Genomic DNA, 16315 nt, shown 5'->3' with positions numbered 1-16315 from the left:
TTCACGGACTTCAAGGACCAGGAACCGAGCACCCGACATGAGCCCATGGCGCGCCACCGCAGCGACCTGCCTGGCGGTCGCCTGCGTCACCGGGTGCACGAGCACGGTCGGGGGGACCGCGTTGCCGGCCGCGACGCTGGGCCACGCCCCCACCACCACGACCGCGCCGTCGTCGTCGCACGTCGTCTCGGCGACCGAACTCGAAGGTCTGCTGCTGACCAGCCAGCAGGTGGTGGACCTGGTCGGTGGAACGAACGTCGCCTCGGTCCTGACGATCGTGAACACGGCGGACGCCTCGACCATCATCGACGACCGGACGTGCGTGGGGATCGGCTCGATCGCCGACGCGTCGGTCTACTCCAACAGCGGCTGGGTCGCCATGCGCGGCAACCAGTTCAGCAGCCCCGGCGTGGTCCAGGCCGACGTCACGCAGGTCGTCACGTCCTTCGCCTCTGGCGCTGACACCGCCGCGTTGTTGCAGCGGGCGCGTCAGGCGTGGGACACCTGCGCCCACCGTCGGTACAGCTTCCACTCGTCGAACGGAAACCACAGCTTCATGGACACCGGGGCGGTCACCGGCGGCGGCTCACGCATCACGGTGTTGCTGCGCCAGGAGGAAGATCCGCGGTGGGCCTGCACGCACGCGATGGCCGTGCAGAACACCGTGCTGACCGAGGCTCGGGTCTGCTTGCTCAGCAGGGACACCACCGCGGCGGTCAACAAACTCCTCGATCAGGTGATCGCCAGGGTGCCGCAATAAGCTGGGTCCCGTGGCCTGCATCGACCTCAACGCCGACCTGGGCGAAGGATTCGGCGTGTGGCGACTCGGCGACGACGACGCCATGCTCGGGATCGTCACCAGCGCCAACGTGGCATGTGGTTTCCACGCCGGCGATCCGACGGGTCTGCTGCGGGTATGCCGGTCGGCCGCCGAGCGCGGAGTGGTGATCGGCGCGCAGGTCAGTTACCGAGACCTGGCCGGGTTCGGCAGGCGGTACATCGACGTGACCGGCGAGGACCTGCTGGCCGACGTCGTGTATCAGATCGGTGCGTTGCAGGCGATCGCGCAGGCAGGCGGTTCTTCGGTGTCCTACGTCAAACCCCACGGCGCGCTATACAGCGCGGTGGTGACCAACCGTGAGCAGGCGGCGGCCGTCGCCGAAGCGGTCAAGCTCGTCGACCCCACGATGCCGGTGCTGGGCCTGGCGGGTTCGGTGTTGTTCGACGAGGCCGCCGACCGAGGCCTGCGTACCGTGCCGGAGGCATTCGCCGACCGGGCCTATCGGCCGGACGGACAACTGGTTTCGCGCCGCTGGCCCGACGCGATGTTGTACGACCCTGCGGCGGTCGCCGAGCGGGTGTTGGCCATGGTGACCACCGGCGAGGTGCCCGCGGTGGACGGCACGCGGATTGCAGTCACCGCGGAATCGGTTTGCGTGCACGGTGATTCGCCTGGAGCCGTGAAGATGGCCGACGCCGTGCGGTATCGGCTGACCAAAGCCGGCATCGAGATCAAGGCTTTCTGCTGATGCGACGGAAACTGGGCCGACCCGATCTTGCCGCCTACGCGGACCGGTTCAACGTGCCCGCAGCCGCGGCCGATGCGCCGCTGTCGGCAACCTGGATGGGCGTGGCCACCCTGCTGCTCGACGACGGGTCGTCGGCCCTGATGACCGACGGCTACTTCTCCCGCCCCAGCCTGGCGCGGGTCGCGGCCGCCAAGGTCGCACCCTCCCCCGCACGGGTGGACGGTTGCCTCGCCCGGGCCAAGGTGTCCCGGCTCGAGGCCGTCATCCCGGTACACACGCACATCGACCACGCGATGGACTCGGCATTGGTCGCCGACCGCACCGGCGCACAACTGGTCGGCGGAGAGTCGGCCGCCAACATCGGCCGCGGGTACGGGCTGCCCGAGGAGCGGCTGGTGGTGGCGACCTCCGGTGAGCGGATCACGTTGGGCCCCTTTGAGGTAACGCTGGTCGCATCCCACCACTGCCCCCCCGACCGGTTTCCGGGTGTGATCAGCGAACCGGTGGTGCCGCCGGTGAAGGCCTCGGCCTACCGCTGCGGCGAGGCGTGGTCGACGTTCATCCACCACGGCCCTTCGGGGCGGCGGGTATTGATCCAGGGCAGCGCAGGATTCGTGCCGGGCGCGTTGGACGGTTACCGCGCCGAGGTGGTCTACCTCGGCGTCGGCCAACTGGGTGTGCAGCCGCGGTCCTACCTGGCGGACTACTGGACCGAGGTAGTGCGCGCGGTTGGCGCCCGCCGCGTCGTCCTCATCCACTGGGACGATTTCTTCCGCCCGTTGTCGAAACCGTTGCGGGCCTTCCCGTATGTGGCCGACGACTTGGATGTGTCCATCCGCACCCTGGACGAACTGGCCGCCGCAGACGGTGTCGAGGTGCAGCTGCCGACGGTGTGGCAACGCGAGGATCCCTGGGTCTAAGCCTTGACGCTGATCGTCTCGCTCATATTGCTGGTTGTCGTCCTGGGATTCGCGGTTGCGCGTCCCCGGGGATGGCCGGAGGCGCTTGCGGCGGTACCGGCCGCCGGCATTCTCATTGCGATCGGCGCGATCTCGCCGCACCAGGCCGCGGCCCAGGTGGCGGGCCTGACACGAGTCGTCGCGTTCCTGGGTGCGGTGTTGGTGCTGGCCAAGCTGTGCGACGACGAGGGCCTGTTCCAGGCCGCCGGCGCGGCGATGGCGCACGCCAGCGCGCGTTCCCGCGGTCTGCTCCGGCAGGTGTTCGTCATCGCCGCCGTCATCACCGCGGCACTCAGCCTGGACGCCACCGTCGTGTTGCTGACGCCGGTGGTCCTGGCCATGGTCCACCGGTTGCGAACGCCGGTGCGGCCCTACGCCTATGCCACCGCACACCTTGCCAATGGCGCCTCGCTGCTGCTGCCGGTGTCCAACCTGACCAACCTGCTCGCCTACCGCGGCGCGCATCTTTCGTTCATCAAGTTCACGATGCTGATGACGTTGCCGTGGCTATCGGCGATCGCCGCGGTGTACTTGGTCTTCCGCTGGTTCTTCGCACGCGATTTGCAGGTGGCGCCCGATCCGGAGTCGGCCGGACCGGTGCCGCAGCCACAGGCCTTCGTGCTGGTGGTTGTGGCACTTACGCTCGTCGGATTCGTCATTGCTGAATCGCTGGATGTGGCGCCGGCCTGGGCCGCGCTCGCCGGGGCATCGGTGTTGGCCGTGCGAAGCCTGTTACGCGGTCACACCTCAGTGGGTGACATCGTCCGCTCGGTGAACCTGCCGTTCCTGATATTCGTGTTGGCGCTGGGCATTGTCGTGCAGGCGGTGATGCTGAACGGGATGACGACCCGAATGTCCACCGTATTGCCGACCGGTTCGAGCCTGCCGGCGCTGCTCGGTATCGCGGCGTTGGCGGCAGTGTTGGCCAATGTGGTCAACAACCTGCCCGCGACGCTGGCGCTGGTGCCGCTGGTGGCGGCCAGCGGACCGGCGGCGGTGCTCGCCGTCCTCATCGGAGTCAACATCGGACCGAATCTGACCTACGTGGGTTCGCTGTCCAACCTGCTGTGGCGACGCGTGCTGCGCCGCCATGCCGTCGAGCCCGCTGTCGGCGAATACACCCGGCTCGGCCTGTGCACCGTGCCCACCGCACTGGTCGCGGCAGTGCTGGCGCTGTGGGGCAGTGTGCGACTGCTGGGCGTCTGAGCGATCACGTCGTGGCGATCGCTCACCCGTGGGCTACCGTGATCGAATTCTTGCGCGGATGGGGGTCGCAGCGACCGCGGTCATGGGCGTCACCAGCGGGAAATCGTCGTCAACCGACTCGACTTTGACGGCCCGCACGATGGTGGCCAGGGCGAGGGTGGCCGCCAACATGGCGAAGTGATCGCCGACGCAGGAGCGCGGCCCGCCACCGAACGGCAGGTACTGCCAACGGCTGCGACCTTTGGACCGTTCCGGGATAAAACGGTCCGGGTCGAACCGCAGCGGGCTCTCCCACAACGCCGGATCGCGGTGCAGGGCATAGAAACTCACAAAGGCGATGGTTCCGGCTTCCACCCGGCAGCCGTCGACCTCGATGTCGCGGGTGGGGGTGCGCATGGTTCCCGGCCCAGGCGGACAGAGCCGGAGCGCCTCGTGTAACACCCGGACCGTGAAACCCAGTTCGGCCACGTCGTCCGGCGTCAGCGCCCGGTCGCCCAGTGCCGCCACCTCGGCACGCACCCGCTCCTGGATGCCTTGGTGGTGACCCAACGACCACAGCGAGTAGGCCAGCGTGGTCGAGGTGGTGTCATGGCCGGCGAGCATGAACAGCACCAACTCATGACAGATTTCGTCGTCAGCCAACGAGCGTCCCGTCTCGGGATCGATCGCCTCGATCAGCGCGCGCACCAGCGGGGCATCACGGTCGGGATCGGTGCGCACCTCGTGCAGTATTTCGGCGGCCACCCGGTGCAACGTCTCGTTGGCCGCGCGGGCGGCCCGCTGGCCTCTTGTTGGTAGCCAGCGCGGCAGATTTATCGGGCGCGCCCCGCGGTCCGACACGTACGCGAGGGACACGTGCAGTGCCTCTCCGACTTCGTCGGCGCGCTCATCGAGGTCCAAGCCCAGCACCGAGCGGCCCAGCGTGCGCAACGTCAGCTTGCGGCATTCTTTGTCCAGGTCGACGACGGCGCCATTCGCCCAGCTGTCGGCGATCCCTTGTGCCGCGCCGGACATGTGCTCGGCGTAGTCGTGCACCTTGCGCTTGGTGAACATGGGCTGCAGCGTGCGTCGCCGCGGCAGCCACCGCTCGTGCGGCAGGTCCAGCAGGTTGCCGCCCATCAACGCGCGCATTTCCACCATGGTGCGGGCTCGGCCCCGGTCGGCCACTTCATCGTTGCGCCCCAACAGATCCCGCGCGCCCTGCGGGCCGGCGATCAGCACAATGTTGGGCAGCAGCCATTTCGGCCCGAGCACGATCCTGGTGACCGGGCCACCGGACTTCGCCAGTGCCTCAAAGCCGCCGATGAATGACCGCACCGCTTTAAGTTGCTGCCGATAGGGGAGCGGATTCTTCGGTGCCAGCGGGAGCGTGCTGACTTCGGCTTTCTCCAGGGTCTCGACCATGCCAACTCCTTCGTCGGTTCGTTGGAGGCACGGTATGGCCGATATACGCAGAGCGCTTGAGTAGTCGACTACCTAATTCATCGGCTGGGCCGGCCGCCTGGCCCGGATCGGACGATCGAGGCCAGCTCTTCGCGCGACTGGGCCCCGACCCGCTGGCAGGCGCGATAAACGTGACCCTCCACGGTGCGCACCGACATCACCAGCTTTTCGGCGATCTCCCGGTTGGACAGACCGGCAGCGACGAGCTCGACGACGTTGCGCTGACGACCCGACAGCTTCAGGCCGGCCGGGGTCCGCAGCGCTGGCGTACACAAACCGCCACACTCATTTGCCAGCTCGCTGGCAATCGCGGCCGCGTACAGGCCGCGCTTGCGTTGCTGCCCTTCGTTGAACGCGATAGCGGCGTGGGCCGCCGCGTCCGCGGCCGCCGCCCGATCACCGATCCGGCGGTACTCCGCCGACGCCGTCAGCAGCCCCTCGCCGTCTCGATCACGTAGAGCCTGCGCGTGCGCGGCCACCGCGGCGGCCAACGGCAGCGACAGTGCCTCCGCCAACTCGTGCGCCCTGGCCGCCTGCGAGGAGTCTCCCCACTGAGCGGCGGCCTGGATACAGGCCAACTCGTGGGCGGGTTGGCCGCGGTCTCGGGCGACTCGTGCCGCCTCGAGGACGATCGCCACGGCGTCGGTCAAGCGGCCGCCCGCCGCCATCGCCCAACCGTCGGCCAGCGAAAGCGCGGTCTGCATGAACAGGAAGTCCGGCGGCACGCATGACCGGGCCGCGGTCACCGCATCGCCGGCTTGGTCCGGCTGTCCGAGCTTGGCGTGCGCCTCGGCCAACGCGAAGTAACTCGCCGGTCTCAACCCCGTTGTGATGGAATGTATTTGGACACCGGCCAACGCCTCATGGACGAGTCGCGCCGCCTCGGCAACATGGCCGCGAACGAGGCAGGCGTTGCCCAACAGCAGAGCCAGATTCGCATAGGCCAGACCGGGAACGTCGCGTGCCGACCCAGCCAATTGTTCAGCGGTACTGACGAATTCGTCGATCCGTCCGGTGAGTCGGCAGGCGCGTCCGTATACGGCGCCGAACCAGAACCTCATGTGGGAGGCCTGAAACGAGGTGGTCGCGCGTTTCAAGGCCTGCGCTGCGACGGCGCTGAGGTCACTGACATCGCCGAGTGCGCCCATGGCCATGATGAATGCGAGCGCTGCCATCATTGCGTGAAAATCCGGCAAGGCTTCGGAAGCCAAAGCGTTCCTTGCCTTTTCGGCCGCCGTCTGGCACCGCGCCGACACCGCGTCCACGCATGCCTCGACCGCCAGGCGCTCGGCCGTCTGTGCCGCGGTCTCAGGCAGCGCGCGCAGACCGTCGAGAATCGAAGACGCATCGGCAGGTCTGCCGAGCATCCACACCAGGTTGGCCGCCCGCACCGTCGCCCAGTGATGGCCGTCAGGGTGGTCGGTCAACTCGCGCAGCGCCGCCTCGGCCTGTTCGCCGCGCCCCAGCAGCACCAGGTTCATCGCGCGAACACCGTCCGCGCCGGACGCCCCGGCACGCGCGGCCGCCGTGGCGAAGCGATCGGCCAAATCCAGGTCCAACAGCGTCATGGCATGCCGGGCGGACGTCAGAAACAACTCGGGATCAGGTTCGAGGTTCGACTCAAGCGTCAGCAGTGCCCGGCGCACGGTAGTCTGCAGGTCCGCGTCAGTGTCGTCGGCGAGCCGACTCGCCAACCGGCCGCGAATCGCCGACAGGTACATCTCACCGGCGCCCGCACGGCGGAGTTCGCCGAACAGCGGGTGCGCCAGCCGTGCCATCAAGCCACCGTTGGTGCGTTCGACATTGATCAAACCCATGCTCTCGGCAGCCTCGACGTCGTCGCGGGATGCCAGATCGCACAACACATCAACGGACAGCGGCTCGCACTGCGAGAGCGTGTCGACCACCAGCGCGCGCCGCGGGCTGAGCTGACCCATCTGGCGTCCAACCGTGTCGGACAGGCTCGGTGATACGGCAACGTCGCCATCCCACATCCATACGCCGGCGAGTTGCCGCATCCGTCCAGCAGCGACCTGATCGGTCACCAGCTGCCGCAGAAACAGCGCGTTGCCACCGGTCAACTTCCGGAAGCGAGCAACGCTGCGAGCGTCGACCGGACCGCCCACGATGCCTTCGATCATCGTGTGTGTTGCCGAGGCCGACAACGATTCCAGATCGAGACGGGTCAGCAAGCCGTCCTTCCACAGCGCTGCCACGGCATCGGGTTCCTCGCCGCCCGCGCGCAACGTGACCACCAACCGCACCCCGGCCGACTGGGCCAACTGATGCACGACCAGCGCGGACAACCCGTCCAGCAAATGTGCGTCATCGATCCCAATCACGACGCGACGCCGACGCTGTTGTGCGACAAACGAATTGATCACGCGGCGCACGTTGGTCAGCGGGTCCGAGAGCGCCTCGCCCAACACGCCGATGAAGGCGCCCAGCGGAAGTGCCCGCGCCGATTCGGTGCCGACGATCCAATTCGTGCACTCACCCGCGACTGTGGCGCGGCGCAACGCCTCACGAGCCAACCAGGTCTTGCCCACCCCGGCTGTACCGGCGATGACTACGCCGGACCGGGTGCCACCGATGGCCCGGCGAATGACGGCCAATTCGGTATCGCGCCCGGTCAACGGCTCGGCACCGATCACTCAGCGACTATAACTTTGGTCGGCGCCGCGGCAGGTCATTCTCTTCGGCCGGTCAACGCCTGCGCTGGCGGGCGATTTCGGCCAGCACCACCCCGGCGGCCACGGACGCGTTCAGCGATTCCATCTGGCCCGCCATAGGAATCGACACCACCTGGTCACAGTTCTGTCGCACCAATCGCGACAGTCCCTTGCCTTCCGAACCGACGACCACCACCAGAGGATCGGTGCCGTCCAGGTCGTCCAGCGCGGTGTCGCCGCCGGCATCCAAACCCACGACCCGCAGCCCGCGATCGGCCCAATCCTTCAGTGTCCTGGTCAGATTGGTCGCCCGCGCTACCGGGACACGCGCCGCGGCGCCGGCACTGGTGCGCCACGCGACCGCCGTCACCGAGGCCGAACGCCGCTGCGGAATCACGACACCGTGCCCGCCGAAGGCCGCTACCGACCGCACGATCGCGCCGAGGTTGCGGGGATCGGAGATGTTGTCCAAGGCGACCAACAACGCCGGCGGTACGTCGAGTGCAGCCGCCAGCAGGTCGTCCGGGTGGGTGTAGTTGTACGGCGGCACCTGCAGTGCGATGCCCTGATGCAGGCCGTTGGCACTCATCCGGTCCAGGTCACTACGCGGCACCTCGAGGATCGATATCCCCAAATCGGCTGCCCGGGAGACGGATTCGGTCAGCCGTTCGTCGGCCTCGACGCCCAACGCGACGTACAAGGCGGTCGCGGGCACCCCGGCGCGCAGACATTCCAGCACCGGGTTGCGGCCCAACACCGTTTCCGCTTCCTCGACCCGCTTGGCCGGACGGCGCGCCTGCTGCGCGGCGGCGGCGCGGGCGCGCTTGGCGGCGGGATGGTTGGGGCGCATGTGCGCCGGCGGAGTGGGGCCACGCCCTTCCAGGGCCCGACGACGCTGGCCGCCAGAGCCTACGGTGGGCCCCTTCTTGGTACCGGCTTTGCGTATCGCCCCCCGGCGCCGCGAATTTCCGGCCATCTACTTGCCGTCACCACCCAGCGTCCACTGCGGCCCGTCCGCGGTGTCGGTGACCTCGATCCCGGCCTTTTTGAGCCGGCAGCGGATTTCGTCGGCCAGCGCCCAATTGCGTTGTTCGCGCGCCTTTTCCCGCTTCTCGATTTCGGACTGCACCAACACGTCGACGGCTCTAAGCGCGGCCGACGTCTCGTCGCGGGTCTCCCAGCGCTCGTCGAGCGGGTCGCAACCCAGGATGCCCATCATCGCCCGGATCGCGCTCGCACTGCGCAGGGCGCCTTCGTGGTCGCCGGCGTCGAGGGCGCGGTTTCCTTCGGCGCGAGTGTGATGGATCTCGGCCAGGGCGACGGGAACCGACAGGTCGTCATCGAGTGCGTCGGCAAAGCGCGGGGTCCATTCGCCGGGCAGGATGGCACCCACTCGGTGGCGAACTCGATGCAGAAATTCCTCGATGCCGACATAGGCCTTCACCGCGTCCTGCAGCGCTACCTCGGTGAACTCCAGCATCGACCGGTAGTGTGCGCTACCCAGGTAGTAGCGCAGCTCGGCGGGCCGCACCCGCTGCAGCATCGCCGGGATGGCGACCACATTCCCCAGCGATTTACTCATCTTTTCCCCACCCATCGTCACCCAGCCGTTGTGCAGCCAGAGGCGGGCGAACCCGTCGCCGGCGGCGCGGCTCTGGGCGATCTCGTTCTCGTGGTGCGGGAAGATCAAGTCCATTCCGCCGCAGTGGATGTCGAATTCGGGTCCGAGATAGGTACGAGCCATCGCCGAGCATTCGATGTGCCAGCCGGGACGCCCACGGCCCCACGGCGACGGCCACGACGGTTCGCCTGGCTTCTCGCCCTTCCAAAGGGTGAAGTCGCGCTGGTCCCGCTTGCCGGTGGCCACGCCCTCGCCCTGGTGCACGTCGTCGATCCGATGCCCGGACAGCTGCCCGTACTCCGGGTAGCTGAGCACGTCGAAGTAGACGTCACCATCGGCGGCGTAGGCGTGACCAGTTTCGATCAGCCGTTCCATTAATTCGATCATCTGGGTGATGTGGCCGGTGGCCCTGGGCTCCGCCGACGGCGGCAACACATCCAGCGCGTCGTAGGCCGCGGTAAAGGCGCGCTCATGGGTGGCCGCCCATTCCCACCACGGGCGGCCCGCGGCGGCGGCCTTGTTCAGAATCTTGTCGTCGATGTCGGTGACGTTGCGGATGAACGCGACGTCGTAGCCCCGCGCGATCAACCAGCGCCGCAGGATGTCGAAGGCCACTCCGCTGCGGACGTGCCCGATATGCGGCAATCCCTGGGGGGTTGCACCGCACTGATAGATGGAGACGTGCCCGGCGCGCAGCGGCACGAAGTCACGCACGGCGCCGGTCGCCGTGTCATGCAGCCGCAAGCGGGCCTTCTCGGTCACGACGTGCCAGCTTACCTGGCCACTTGCCGACCCCCGCGACCGCGAACGCCGCGGAGCTAGCGGGTGGGCACGATCAGTGCCGTTGCGATCGCGGCCAGGCCTTCGCCGCGGCCGGTCAGACCGAGTCCGTCGGTAGTGGTGGCGGACACCGAGACGGGCGCGTTGAGGAGGCGCGACAACACCGCCTGCGCCTCGTAGCGTCGCCAACCGATCTTCGGTCGGTTACCGATCACCTGCACGGCGGCATTTCCAACCCGGTAGCCATGCCCCGTGACCAGCTCGAGGACATGCCGCAGCATCGTGGCCCCGGTGACGCCCTCCCATCGGGGGTCGTCGACACCGAACACGTCACCGATGTCGCCCAGCCCCGCTGCGGACAGCACGGCATCACACAGCGCATGTACCGCCACGTCGCCATCGGAGTGGCCGGCACAACCGTCGGCACTGGGAAACAGCAACCCCACCAGCCAGCAGGGACGCCCGGGTTCGATGGGGTGGACATCGGTGCCCACGCCGACTCGCGGCAGGCCGTTCATCCCCGCACGATAGCGCGCGCCAGCAGCAGGTCGAACTGGGTGGTGATCTTGAATGCCAGTGGGTCGCCGTCGACCACGTGTACCTGGCCGCCAATGTGTTCGACCAGGGAGGCGTCGTCGGTGAAGGCGGCGGTACCGGCGTGCTGATAGGCCCGCACCAAGAGGTCGGTGACGAAACCCTGGGGCGTTTGCACCGCGCGCAATCCGGCGCGCTCAGGGGTTCCTAGCACCACACCGTTGGCGTCCACGGCCTTGACGGTGTCGGACAACGGCAGCGCGGGAACTACGCCGGGGGCGCCACCCCGCAGCGCTTCCACAACGCGCACGATCAAACTCGGCGGCGTCAACGCCCGCGCGGCATCGTGCACCAACACAAATGTCGGCTCGCCAGCCGAACTGGACGTCAAACTAGATAAGGCCAAGCTGACGGTCTCGGTACGGTTCGCCCCGCCGGCAACGATGGTGGCTTTTCGACCGAGAATCAGCTTGGCCTCGTCAGTGCGCCCTGGCGGCACCGCAACTACGACGTTGTCGACGACACCCGAATCCAGCAGGCTCTCGACGGCCCGCTCCACGAGGGAATGCCCCTCGAGTTGGTAAAACGCCTTCGGTACGCCAGCAGCCAGCCGCTCACCCGACCCAGCGGCCGGAACAATGGCGACTACTGAGGTGCTCAGGAGGCTGCGGCCAGGACCTCGTCCAGGATGGTCTCGGCCTTGGCGTCGTCGGTGCTCTCGGCCAGCGCCAATTCGCCGACCAGGATCTGCCGAGCCTTGGCCAGCATGCGCTTCTCGCCCGCGGACAGGCCACGCTCCTGGTCACGACGCCACAGGTCCCGAACGACCTCGGCCACCTTGTTCACGTCACCGGACGCGAGCTTCTCCAGGTTGGCCTTGTACCGACGGGACCAGTTGGTCGGCTCCTCGGTGTGCGGCGCGCGCAGAACCTGGAAAACCTTGTCGAGCCCTTCTTGGCCTACGACGTCCCGAACTCCGACATACTCGGCGTTCTCTGCAGGCACCCGGACGGTGAGGTCTCCCTGCGCTACTTTCAAGACGAGATATTCTTTTTGCTCCCCTTTGATGGTGCGGGTTTCGATCGCCTCGACTAGCGCAGCACCGTGGTGTGGATATACAACGGTGTCGCCCACCTTGAAAATCATCAGTTTTGAGCCCCTTTCGTCACTCCATGCTAACACGGCGGCCAAACACCCGCCGAACAACGGTGCAGGTCAGGGGCACCGGTGGGCAAGATTGGGGCTTGACAGGCGGGCTAGAACGTGCAGTGACCCACGCTGCCGCACAGGGCATTACGGAGCGGGCGGAGCCCCGAATCCAAGTCGCTTGCGCGGTCGACGAAGCACCAATTCGTGGCTGCGCCGGGCGGGTTCGTCGCCCCCCGACACTGTGGCCCACAACACAACGCGCCGGGTCAGCGGATCATTTCGAGGCCTCAGCGCCCACCCCGCGGTCGGCTGACAACCCGCCCCGCTACCGTCTACATGACGCACCTACTACTGTGCATAGTCGAACCGCTGTCACCAGCAGGAGGCAATGAGTGAACCGCTTCAAGATTCGCGCCGCGGTGGTTGGACTGGCCGCTGTCTTCGCCACACTGCTCAGCGGTTGCGGCGCCGGGCAGATCTCTCAGACCGCGGCGCAAGAACCTGCGGTCAACGGCTCCAGGTTCAGCGTGGGCAACGTGGCGCTGCGCGACGTCCGGATCCAGGCCGAACAGAATAAGAAAGACTTCCTTCAGCCGGGTCAATCCGTCGACCTGGTTGCGGTGGTGGTCAACCAATCGCCGGATCAGCCGGACAAGTTGGTCAGCATCGACACCGAGGTCGGCAAGGTGACCCTCAGCGGCGACACCCGCGTGCTGCCGAGCCGCCTGCTATTCCTCGGTGTACCGGAGGGCCAGCGGGTCGGGCCGGGACCCACCGATGGCAACAGCGCCGCCCGGGCCACCCTCCAGTTGAAGCAGCCCATCACCAACGGCATCAACTACAAGTTCACCTTCAACTTTGAAAAGGCCGGCCCGGCGACCTTTGACGTCCCGATCTCGGCTCCCATCAAGAAGCCCAGCGAGGGGTAGCACCCCTGGCTCATTGCTAGCCATTCGTATCGGTCGGTTGTCACACCCGACCGATACGGTCGCGACGTGGCCAATACACGTTCGCAATACCGCTGCTCGCAATGCCGCCACCTCAGCGCAAAGTGGGTGGGCCGCTGTCTGGAGTGCGACAGTTGGGGCACGGTCGAAGAGGTAACCGTGCTCAGCGCGGTCGGCGGATCGGTCAGCGCGAAGGCGCGTCGCACAGCGGCGGCATCTTTGAACCCGGCATCGCGGGCCGTCCCGATTCGCTCCGTGCAGCCGAACTTGAGCCGGCATCGCCCGACGGGCATCGACGAACTGGACCGTGTGCTCGGCGGTGGTGTGGTGCCGGGATCGGTGACGCTCCTGGCCGGCGAGCCCGGCGTGGGCAAGTCGACGCTGCTGCTCAAGGTCGCTCATCGGTGGGCGCAATCGGGCAAGCGCGTCTTGTACATCTCCGGCGAAGAATCGGCCGGCCAGATCCGGCTGCGGGCCGACCGGACTGGTTGCGGCGGAAAGGAACTCGAGGAGATATACCTGGCCGCCGAATCCGACCTGCACGCCGTGCTGGGCCACCTCGACATGGTGCGGCCGGCCCTGTTGATCGTGGACTCGGTGCAGACCCTGTCCACCACCGAGGCCGACGGCGTCGCCGGCGGGGTGACGCAGGTGCGGGCGGTTACTGCGGCGCTCACGGCCGCGGCCAAGGCAAGCGGGATCGCGCTGCTTCTCGTCGGGCACGTCACCAAGGACGGGGCCATCGCGGGCCCGCGCTCACTGGAACACCTGGTCGACGTGGTGCTGCACTTCGAAGGCGACCGCAACGGAGCGCTACGGATGGTCCGCGGGGTCAAGAACCGGTTCGGCGCCGCCGACGAAGTAGGCTGCTTCCTCCTGCACGACAACGGCATCGACGGTGTCGCCGACCCGTCTAATCTGTTTCTGGATCAGCGGCCGACGCCGGTCCCGGGCACCGCCATAACAGTGACGCTCGACGGGAAGCGGCCCCTGCTCGGTGAAGTGCAGGCTTTGCTCACGGGGGGCGACTCCCGGGCGTCGACCGGGTCGCCGCGACGGGCGGTCAGCGGGATCGACCACGCGCGGGCAGCGATGATCACCGCGGTGTTGGAAAAGCACGCCGGGCTGAACATCGCCGCCAATGACATCTACCTGTCCACCGTGGGGGGCATGCGGCTGACCGATCCTTCGTCGGACCTGGCCGTCGCCGTCGCGCTGGCATCTGCCTTTGCAAACCTGCCGCTACCAGCCACGGCGGTGATGATCGGCGAAGTGGGCTTGGCGGGTGACCTGCGGCGGGTCACCGGCATGGACCGTCGCCTGGCCGAAGCCGCCCGTCAGGGCTTCAACGTCGCCCTGGTCCCGCCGGGTGACCACGCCGCTCCCGACGGCCTGCGCACGCTCTGCGCACCCACCATCCTCGCCGCGCTCGAGCACATGGTCGACATCGCCGATCACCGCGCCACCAGACCCACCGGGCCAGTGAAGCTGGACGTTTAACCCCGCGGGGCCGCAGAATGCGAGCTGTGACGCGTCCCTCCCTGCGTGAGGCAATCGCACGCCTGGCACCCGGTACCGGGCTTCGCGACGGCCTGGAGCGCATTCTGCGTGGCCGTACCGGCGCCCTGATCGTCCTTGGCTACGACGAGAACGTCGAGGCCATCTGTGATGGCGGCTTTCCGCTGGACGTCCGCTACGCGCCAACCAGGCTGCGCGAGCTGTGCAAGATGGACGGGGCCGTCGTACTGTCCACCGACGGCAGCCGGATCGTTCGCGCCAACGTGCAGTTGGTGCCCGACCCGTCGATACCCACCGACGAATCGGGCACCCGGCACCGCTCGGCCGAACGCGCCGCGATCCAGACCGGCTACCCGGTCATCTCCGTCAGCCACTCGATGAACATCGTGACCGTGTACGTCGGCGGGGAACGCCACGTGCTGGCCGACTCGGCAACCATCCTGTCGCGCGCCAACCAGGCGATCGCAACGCTGGAACGGTACAAAACCCGCCTCGACGAGGTAAGCCGACAGCTGTCCAGGGCCGAGATCGAGGACTTCGTCACGCTGCGGGACGTGATGACGGTGGTACAGCGGCTTGAGTTGGTCCGTCGCATCGGCCGGGTGATCGACTACGACGCGGTCGAACTCGGCACGGACGGACGCCAGCTGCGGCTACAGCTGGAGGAACTGTTGGGCGGCAACGACGCCGCCCTGGATTTGATCGTGCGCGACTACCACGCGAGTCCGGAACCGCCGTCCAAGTCGCAAATCACCGCAACCCTTGCTGAACTGGACTCGCTATCGGACACCGATCTGCTCGAACTCACCGCGCTGGCAAAGGTTTTCGGATACCCGACGACGGCCGAGGCCCAGGATTCCGCGCTGAGTCCGCGCGGGTACCGGGCGATGGCCGCAATCCCCAGGCTGCAGTTCGCCCACGTCGATCTGCTGGTCCGGTCGTTCGGAACGCTGCAGGATCTGCTGGCGGCCAGCGCCAACGATCTGCAATCGGTGGATGGCATCGGCGCCATGTGGGCTCGCCACGTGCGAGAAGGGTTGTCGCAGTTGGCCGAGTCGACCATCGCAGATCACTAGCCGACGGCGGGCGTCGACGCCGGGGTTAACCGCCTTGAATCGGCGGCGACTCGGCCGGCGCCTGCCCCGGACCCGGGTTGGGGACGGGCCCCGGGGGCTGCGGCGGCTGGTTCAGCACGAACGGCAACGGCTGTGACCGCAGATTGCCCAGTTGGACGACCAGGTTGTAGGTGCCTGGGCCGATGGCCGGCCGCGGCAAGGGGCAATGCGGCGCGGAGCCCATCCCGGTCCAAGTCACCGCCGTGGTCACCTGCTCGCCCGGGGTGAACGTCTTCACCAACGTTTCGTTGGAGGGCGCGCAGTCCAGGTTGGACCACAGCCGCTTGTTGTCCAGCGAGTAGACGTAGGCGGCCAGCACCGCGGCGCCGACGTCGCGCTTGCAGGACACCAGCCCGATGTTGGTCACGACCATGGTGAATTTCGGCTGGTCACCGATGTAGTACTGGGGCTGGTTGGTCAGCCCTTTGACGGCCAGCGTGGAATCGGGGCAGTCGTCGCCCTCTTTGAGCACCGGCGGCGGCTGGACTGCCGCAGTCGGCGTGGCCGACTCCGGGTTGGCCACCGGCGGCGGCGCGCCAGGAGTGTTCCCCTCGGGCTGTCCGGCCGGTTGGCCCGGCGGCGGCGCCTGCGGTGCGTTCGCGGCCCCCTGAGCGGTGCCTGGCTTTTCGGCGTTGGCGGGCTTGGCCCCGGCGCTGCTGTTGCTGACGAAGGCGATGACGATGGCGACAGCGATACCGATCACGACCACCGCGATGCCCAGGGCTAGGCCCCTTCGCCGCCAATAAATCTCCGAAGGTAGCGGGCCACGTGGTTCTAGATCCAGCACAGTGCCACGATAAGCCCAGGTCACACGGATTCGGCTGACCTCTCTCGGCGTGTCG

Annotated in this window: 15 protein-coding genes; 7 read left to right on the top strand and 8 right to left on the bottom strand. The window is 67.6% G+C overall.

All coding sequences use genetic code 11. The features are described 5' to 3' along the window. The first annotated feature begins 37 nt into the window (after positions 1-37). Genes BST27_RS12200 through BST27_RS12185 form a run of 4 tightly spaced genes read left to right on the top strand, consistent with a single transcriptional unit; the run spans position 38 to position 3694 of the window. Complete coding sequence (locus BST27_RS12200; protein ID WP_069419455.1) at positions 38-760, top strand: sensor domain-containing protein; 723 nt, start codon at positions 38-40, stop codon at positions 758-760. Positions 761-770: 10 nt separating this feature from the next. Then, the gene (locus BST27_RS12195) at positions 771-1529 is read left to right on the top strand and encodes a LamB/YcsF family protein (RefSeq protein WP_069419454.1); all 759 of its coding nucleotides are present in this window, start codon (positions 771-773) and stop codon (positions 1527-1529) included. Continuing rightward, on the top strand, positions 1529-2449 hold the full coding sequence (locus BST27_RS12190) for an MBL fold metallo-hydrolase (protein ID WP_069419453.1): 921 nt from the start codon (positions 1529-1531) through the stop codon (positions 2447-2449). Before BST27_RS12195 ends, BST27_RS12190 begins: the two co-directional genes overlap by 1 nt. A 3-nt stretch (positions 2450-2452) precedes the next feature. Continuing rightward, positions 2453-3694, top strand: a complete 1242-nt coding sequence (locus BST27_RS12185) for an SLC13 family permease (RefSeq protein WP_069419452.1) — start codon at positions 2453-2455, stop codon at positions 3692-3694. A gap of 33 nt (positions 3695-3727) precedes the next feature. Here the strand turns inward: BST27_RS12185 and BST27_RS12180 are convergent, their stop codons facing one another. From BST27_RS12180 to carD, 7 genes are all read right to left on the bottom strand, one after another. After that, entirely contained in the window at positions 3728-5098 is a 1371-nt protein-coding gene (locus BST27_RS12180; protein WP_069419451.1) for a cytochrome P450, read from the bottom strand. Between the two features lie 77 nt (positions 5099-5175). Beyond that, positions 5176-7791, bottom strand: a complete 2616-nt coding sequence (locus tag BST27_RS12175; RefSeq protein ID WP_069419450.1) for a helix-turn-helix transcriptional regulator — start codon at positions 7789-7791, stop codon at positions 5176-5178. A 52-nt stretch (positions 7792-7843) separates the two neighbouring features. Continuing rightward, positions 7844-8785, bottom strand: coding sequence for a 23S rRNA (guanosine(2251)-2'-O)-methyltransferase RlmB (gene rlmB, locus BST27_RS12170; protein WP_069419449.1), 942 nt, complete (start codon positions 8783-8785; stop codon positions 7844-7846). Next, positions 8786-10192 (bottom strand): cysteine--tRNA ligase, encoded by a 1407-nt coding sequence (gene cysS, locus BST27_RS12165; RefSeq protein ID WP_069419448.1) that lies wholly within the window; start codon positions 10190-10192, stop codon positions 8786-8788. Between the two features lie 56 nt (positions 10193-10248). Next, positions 10249-10728 carry a 2-C-methyl-D-erythritol 2,4-cyclodiphosphate synthase gene (gene ispF / locus BST27_RS12160; protein WP_069419447.1) on the bottom strand — a complete coding sequence of 160 codons (480 nt, stop codon included), beginning with the start codon at positions 10726-10728 and terminating at the stop codon, positions 10249-10251. Continuing rightward, entirely contained in the window at positions 10725-11405 is a 681-nt protein-coding gene (ispD, locus tag BST27_RS12155; RefSeq protein ID WP_069419446.1) for a 2-C-methyl-D-erythritol 4-phosphate cytidylyltransferase, read from the bottom strand. Before ispD ends, ispF begins: the two co-directional genes overlap by 4 nt. Beyond that, on the bottom strand, positions 11402-11890 hold the full coding sequence (gene carD, locus BST27_RS12150; protein ID WP_003419482.1) for an RNA polymerase-binding transcription factor CarD: 489 nt from the start codon (positions 11888-11890) through the stop codon (positions 11402-11404). Before carD ends, ispD begins: the two co-directional genes overlap by 4 nt. Positions 11891-12285: 395 nt before the next feature. Here carD and BST27_RS12145 point away from each other — a divergent pair, with 395 nt between their 5' ends. The 3 genes from BST27_RS12145 (at position 12286) to disA (ending at position 15434) form a co-directional block, all read left to right on the top strand. Next, a complete protein-coding gene (locus BST27_RS12145; RefSeq protein ID WP_069419445.1) occupies positions 12286-12822 on the top strand; it encodes a copper chaperone PCu(A)C domain-containing protein in 537 nt (178 codons plus the stop codon). 66 nt (positions 12823-12888) lie between these two features. Further along, on the top strand, positions 12889-14340 hold the full coding sequence (radA, locus tag BST27_RS12140) for a DNA repair protein RadA (protein ID WP_069419444.1): 1452 nt from the start codon (positions 12889-12891) through the stop codon (positions 14338-14340). A 17-nt stretch (positions 14341-14357) separates the two neighbouring features. Continuing rightward, a complete protein-coding gene (gene disA, locus BST27_RS12135; protein WP_139805124.1) occupies positions 14358-15434 on the top strand; it encodes a DNA integrity scanning diadenylate cyclase DisA in 1077 nt (358 codons plus the stop codon). A gap of 25 nt (positions 15435-15459) precedes the next feature. Here the strand turns inward: disA and BST27_RS12130 are convergent, their stop codons facing one another. Next, positions 15460-16260 (bottom strand): hypothetical protein, encoded by an 801-nt coding sequence (locus BST27_RS12130; protein WP_139805123.1) that lies wholly within the window; start codon positions 16258-16260, stop codon positions 15460-15462. Positions 16261-16315 lie beyond the last annotated feature (55 nt).

It is taken from the genome of Mycobacterium intermedium, from assembly GCF_002086275.1.
Classification (GTDB): domain Bacteria; phylum Actinomycetota; class Actinomycetes; order Mycobacteriales; family Mycobacteriaceae; genus Mycobacterium; species Mycobacterium intermedium.
This window is presented reverse-complemented; position numbering and strand designations above follow the sequence as displayed.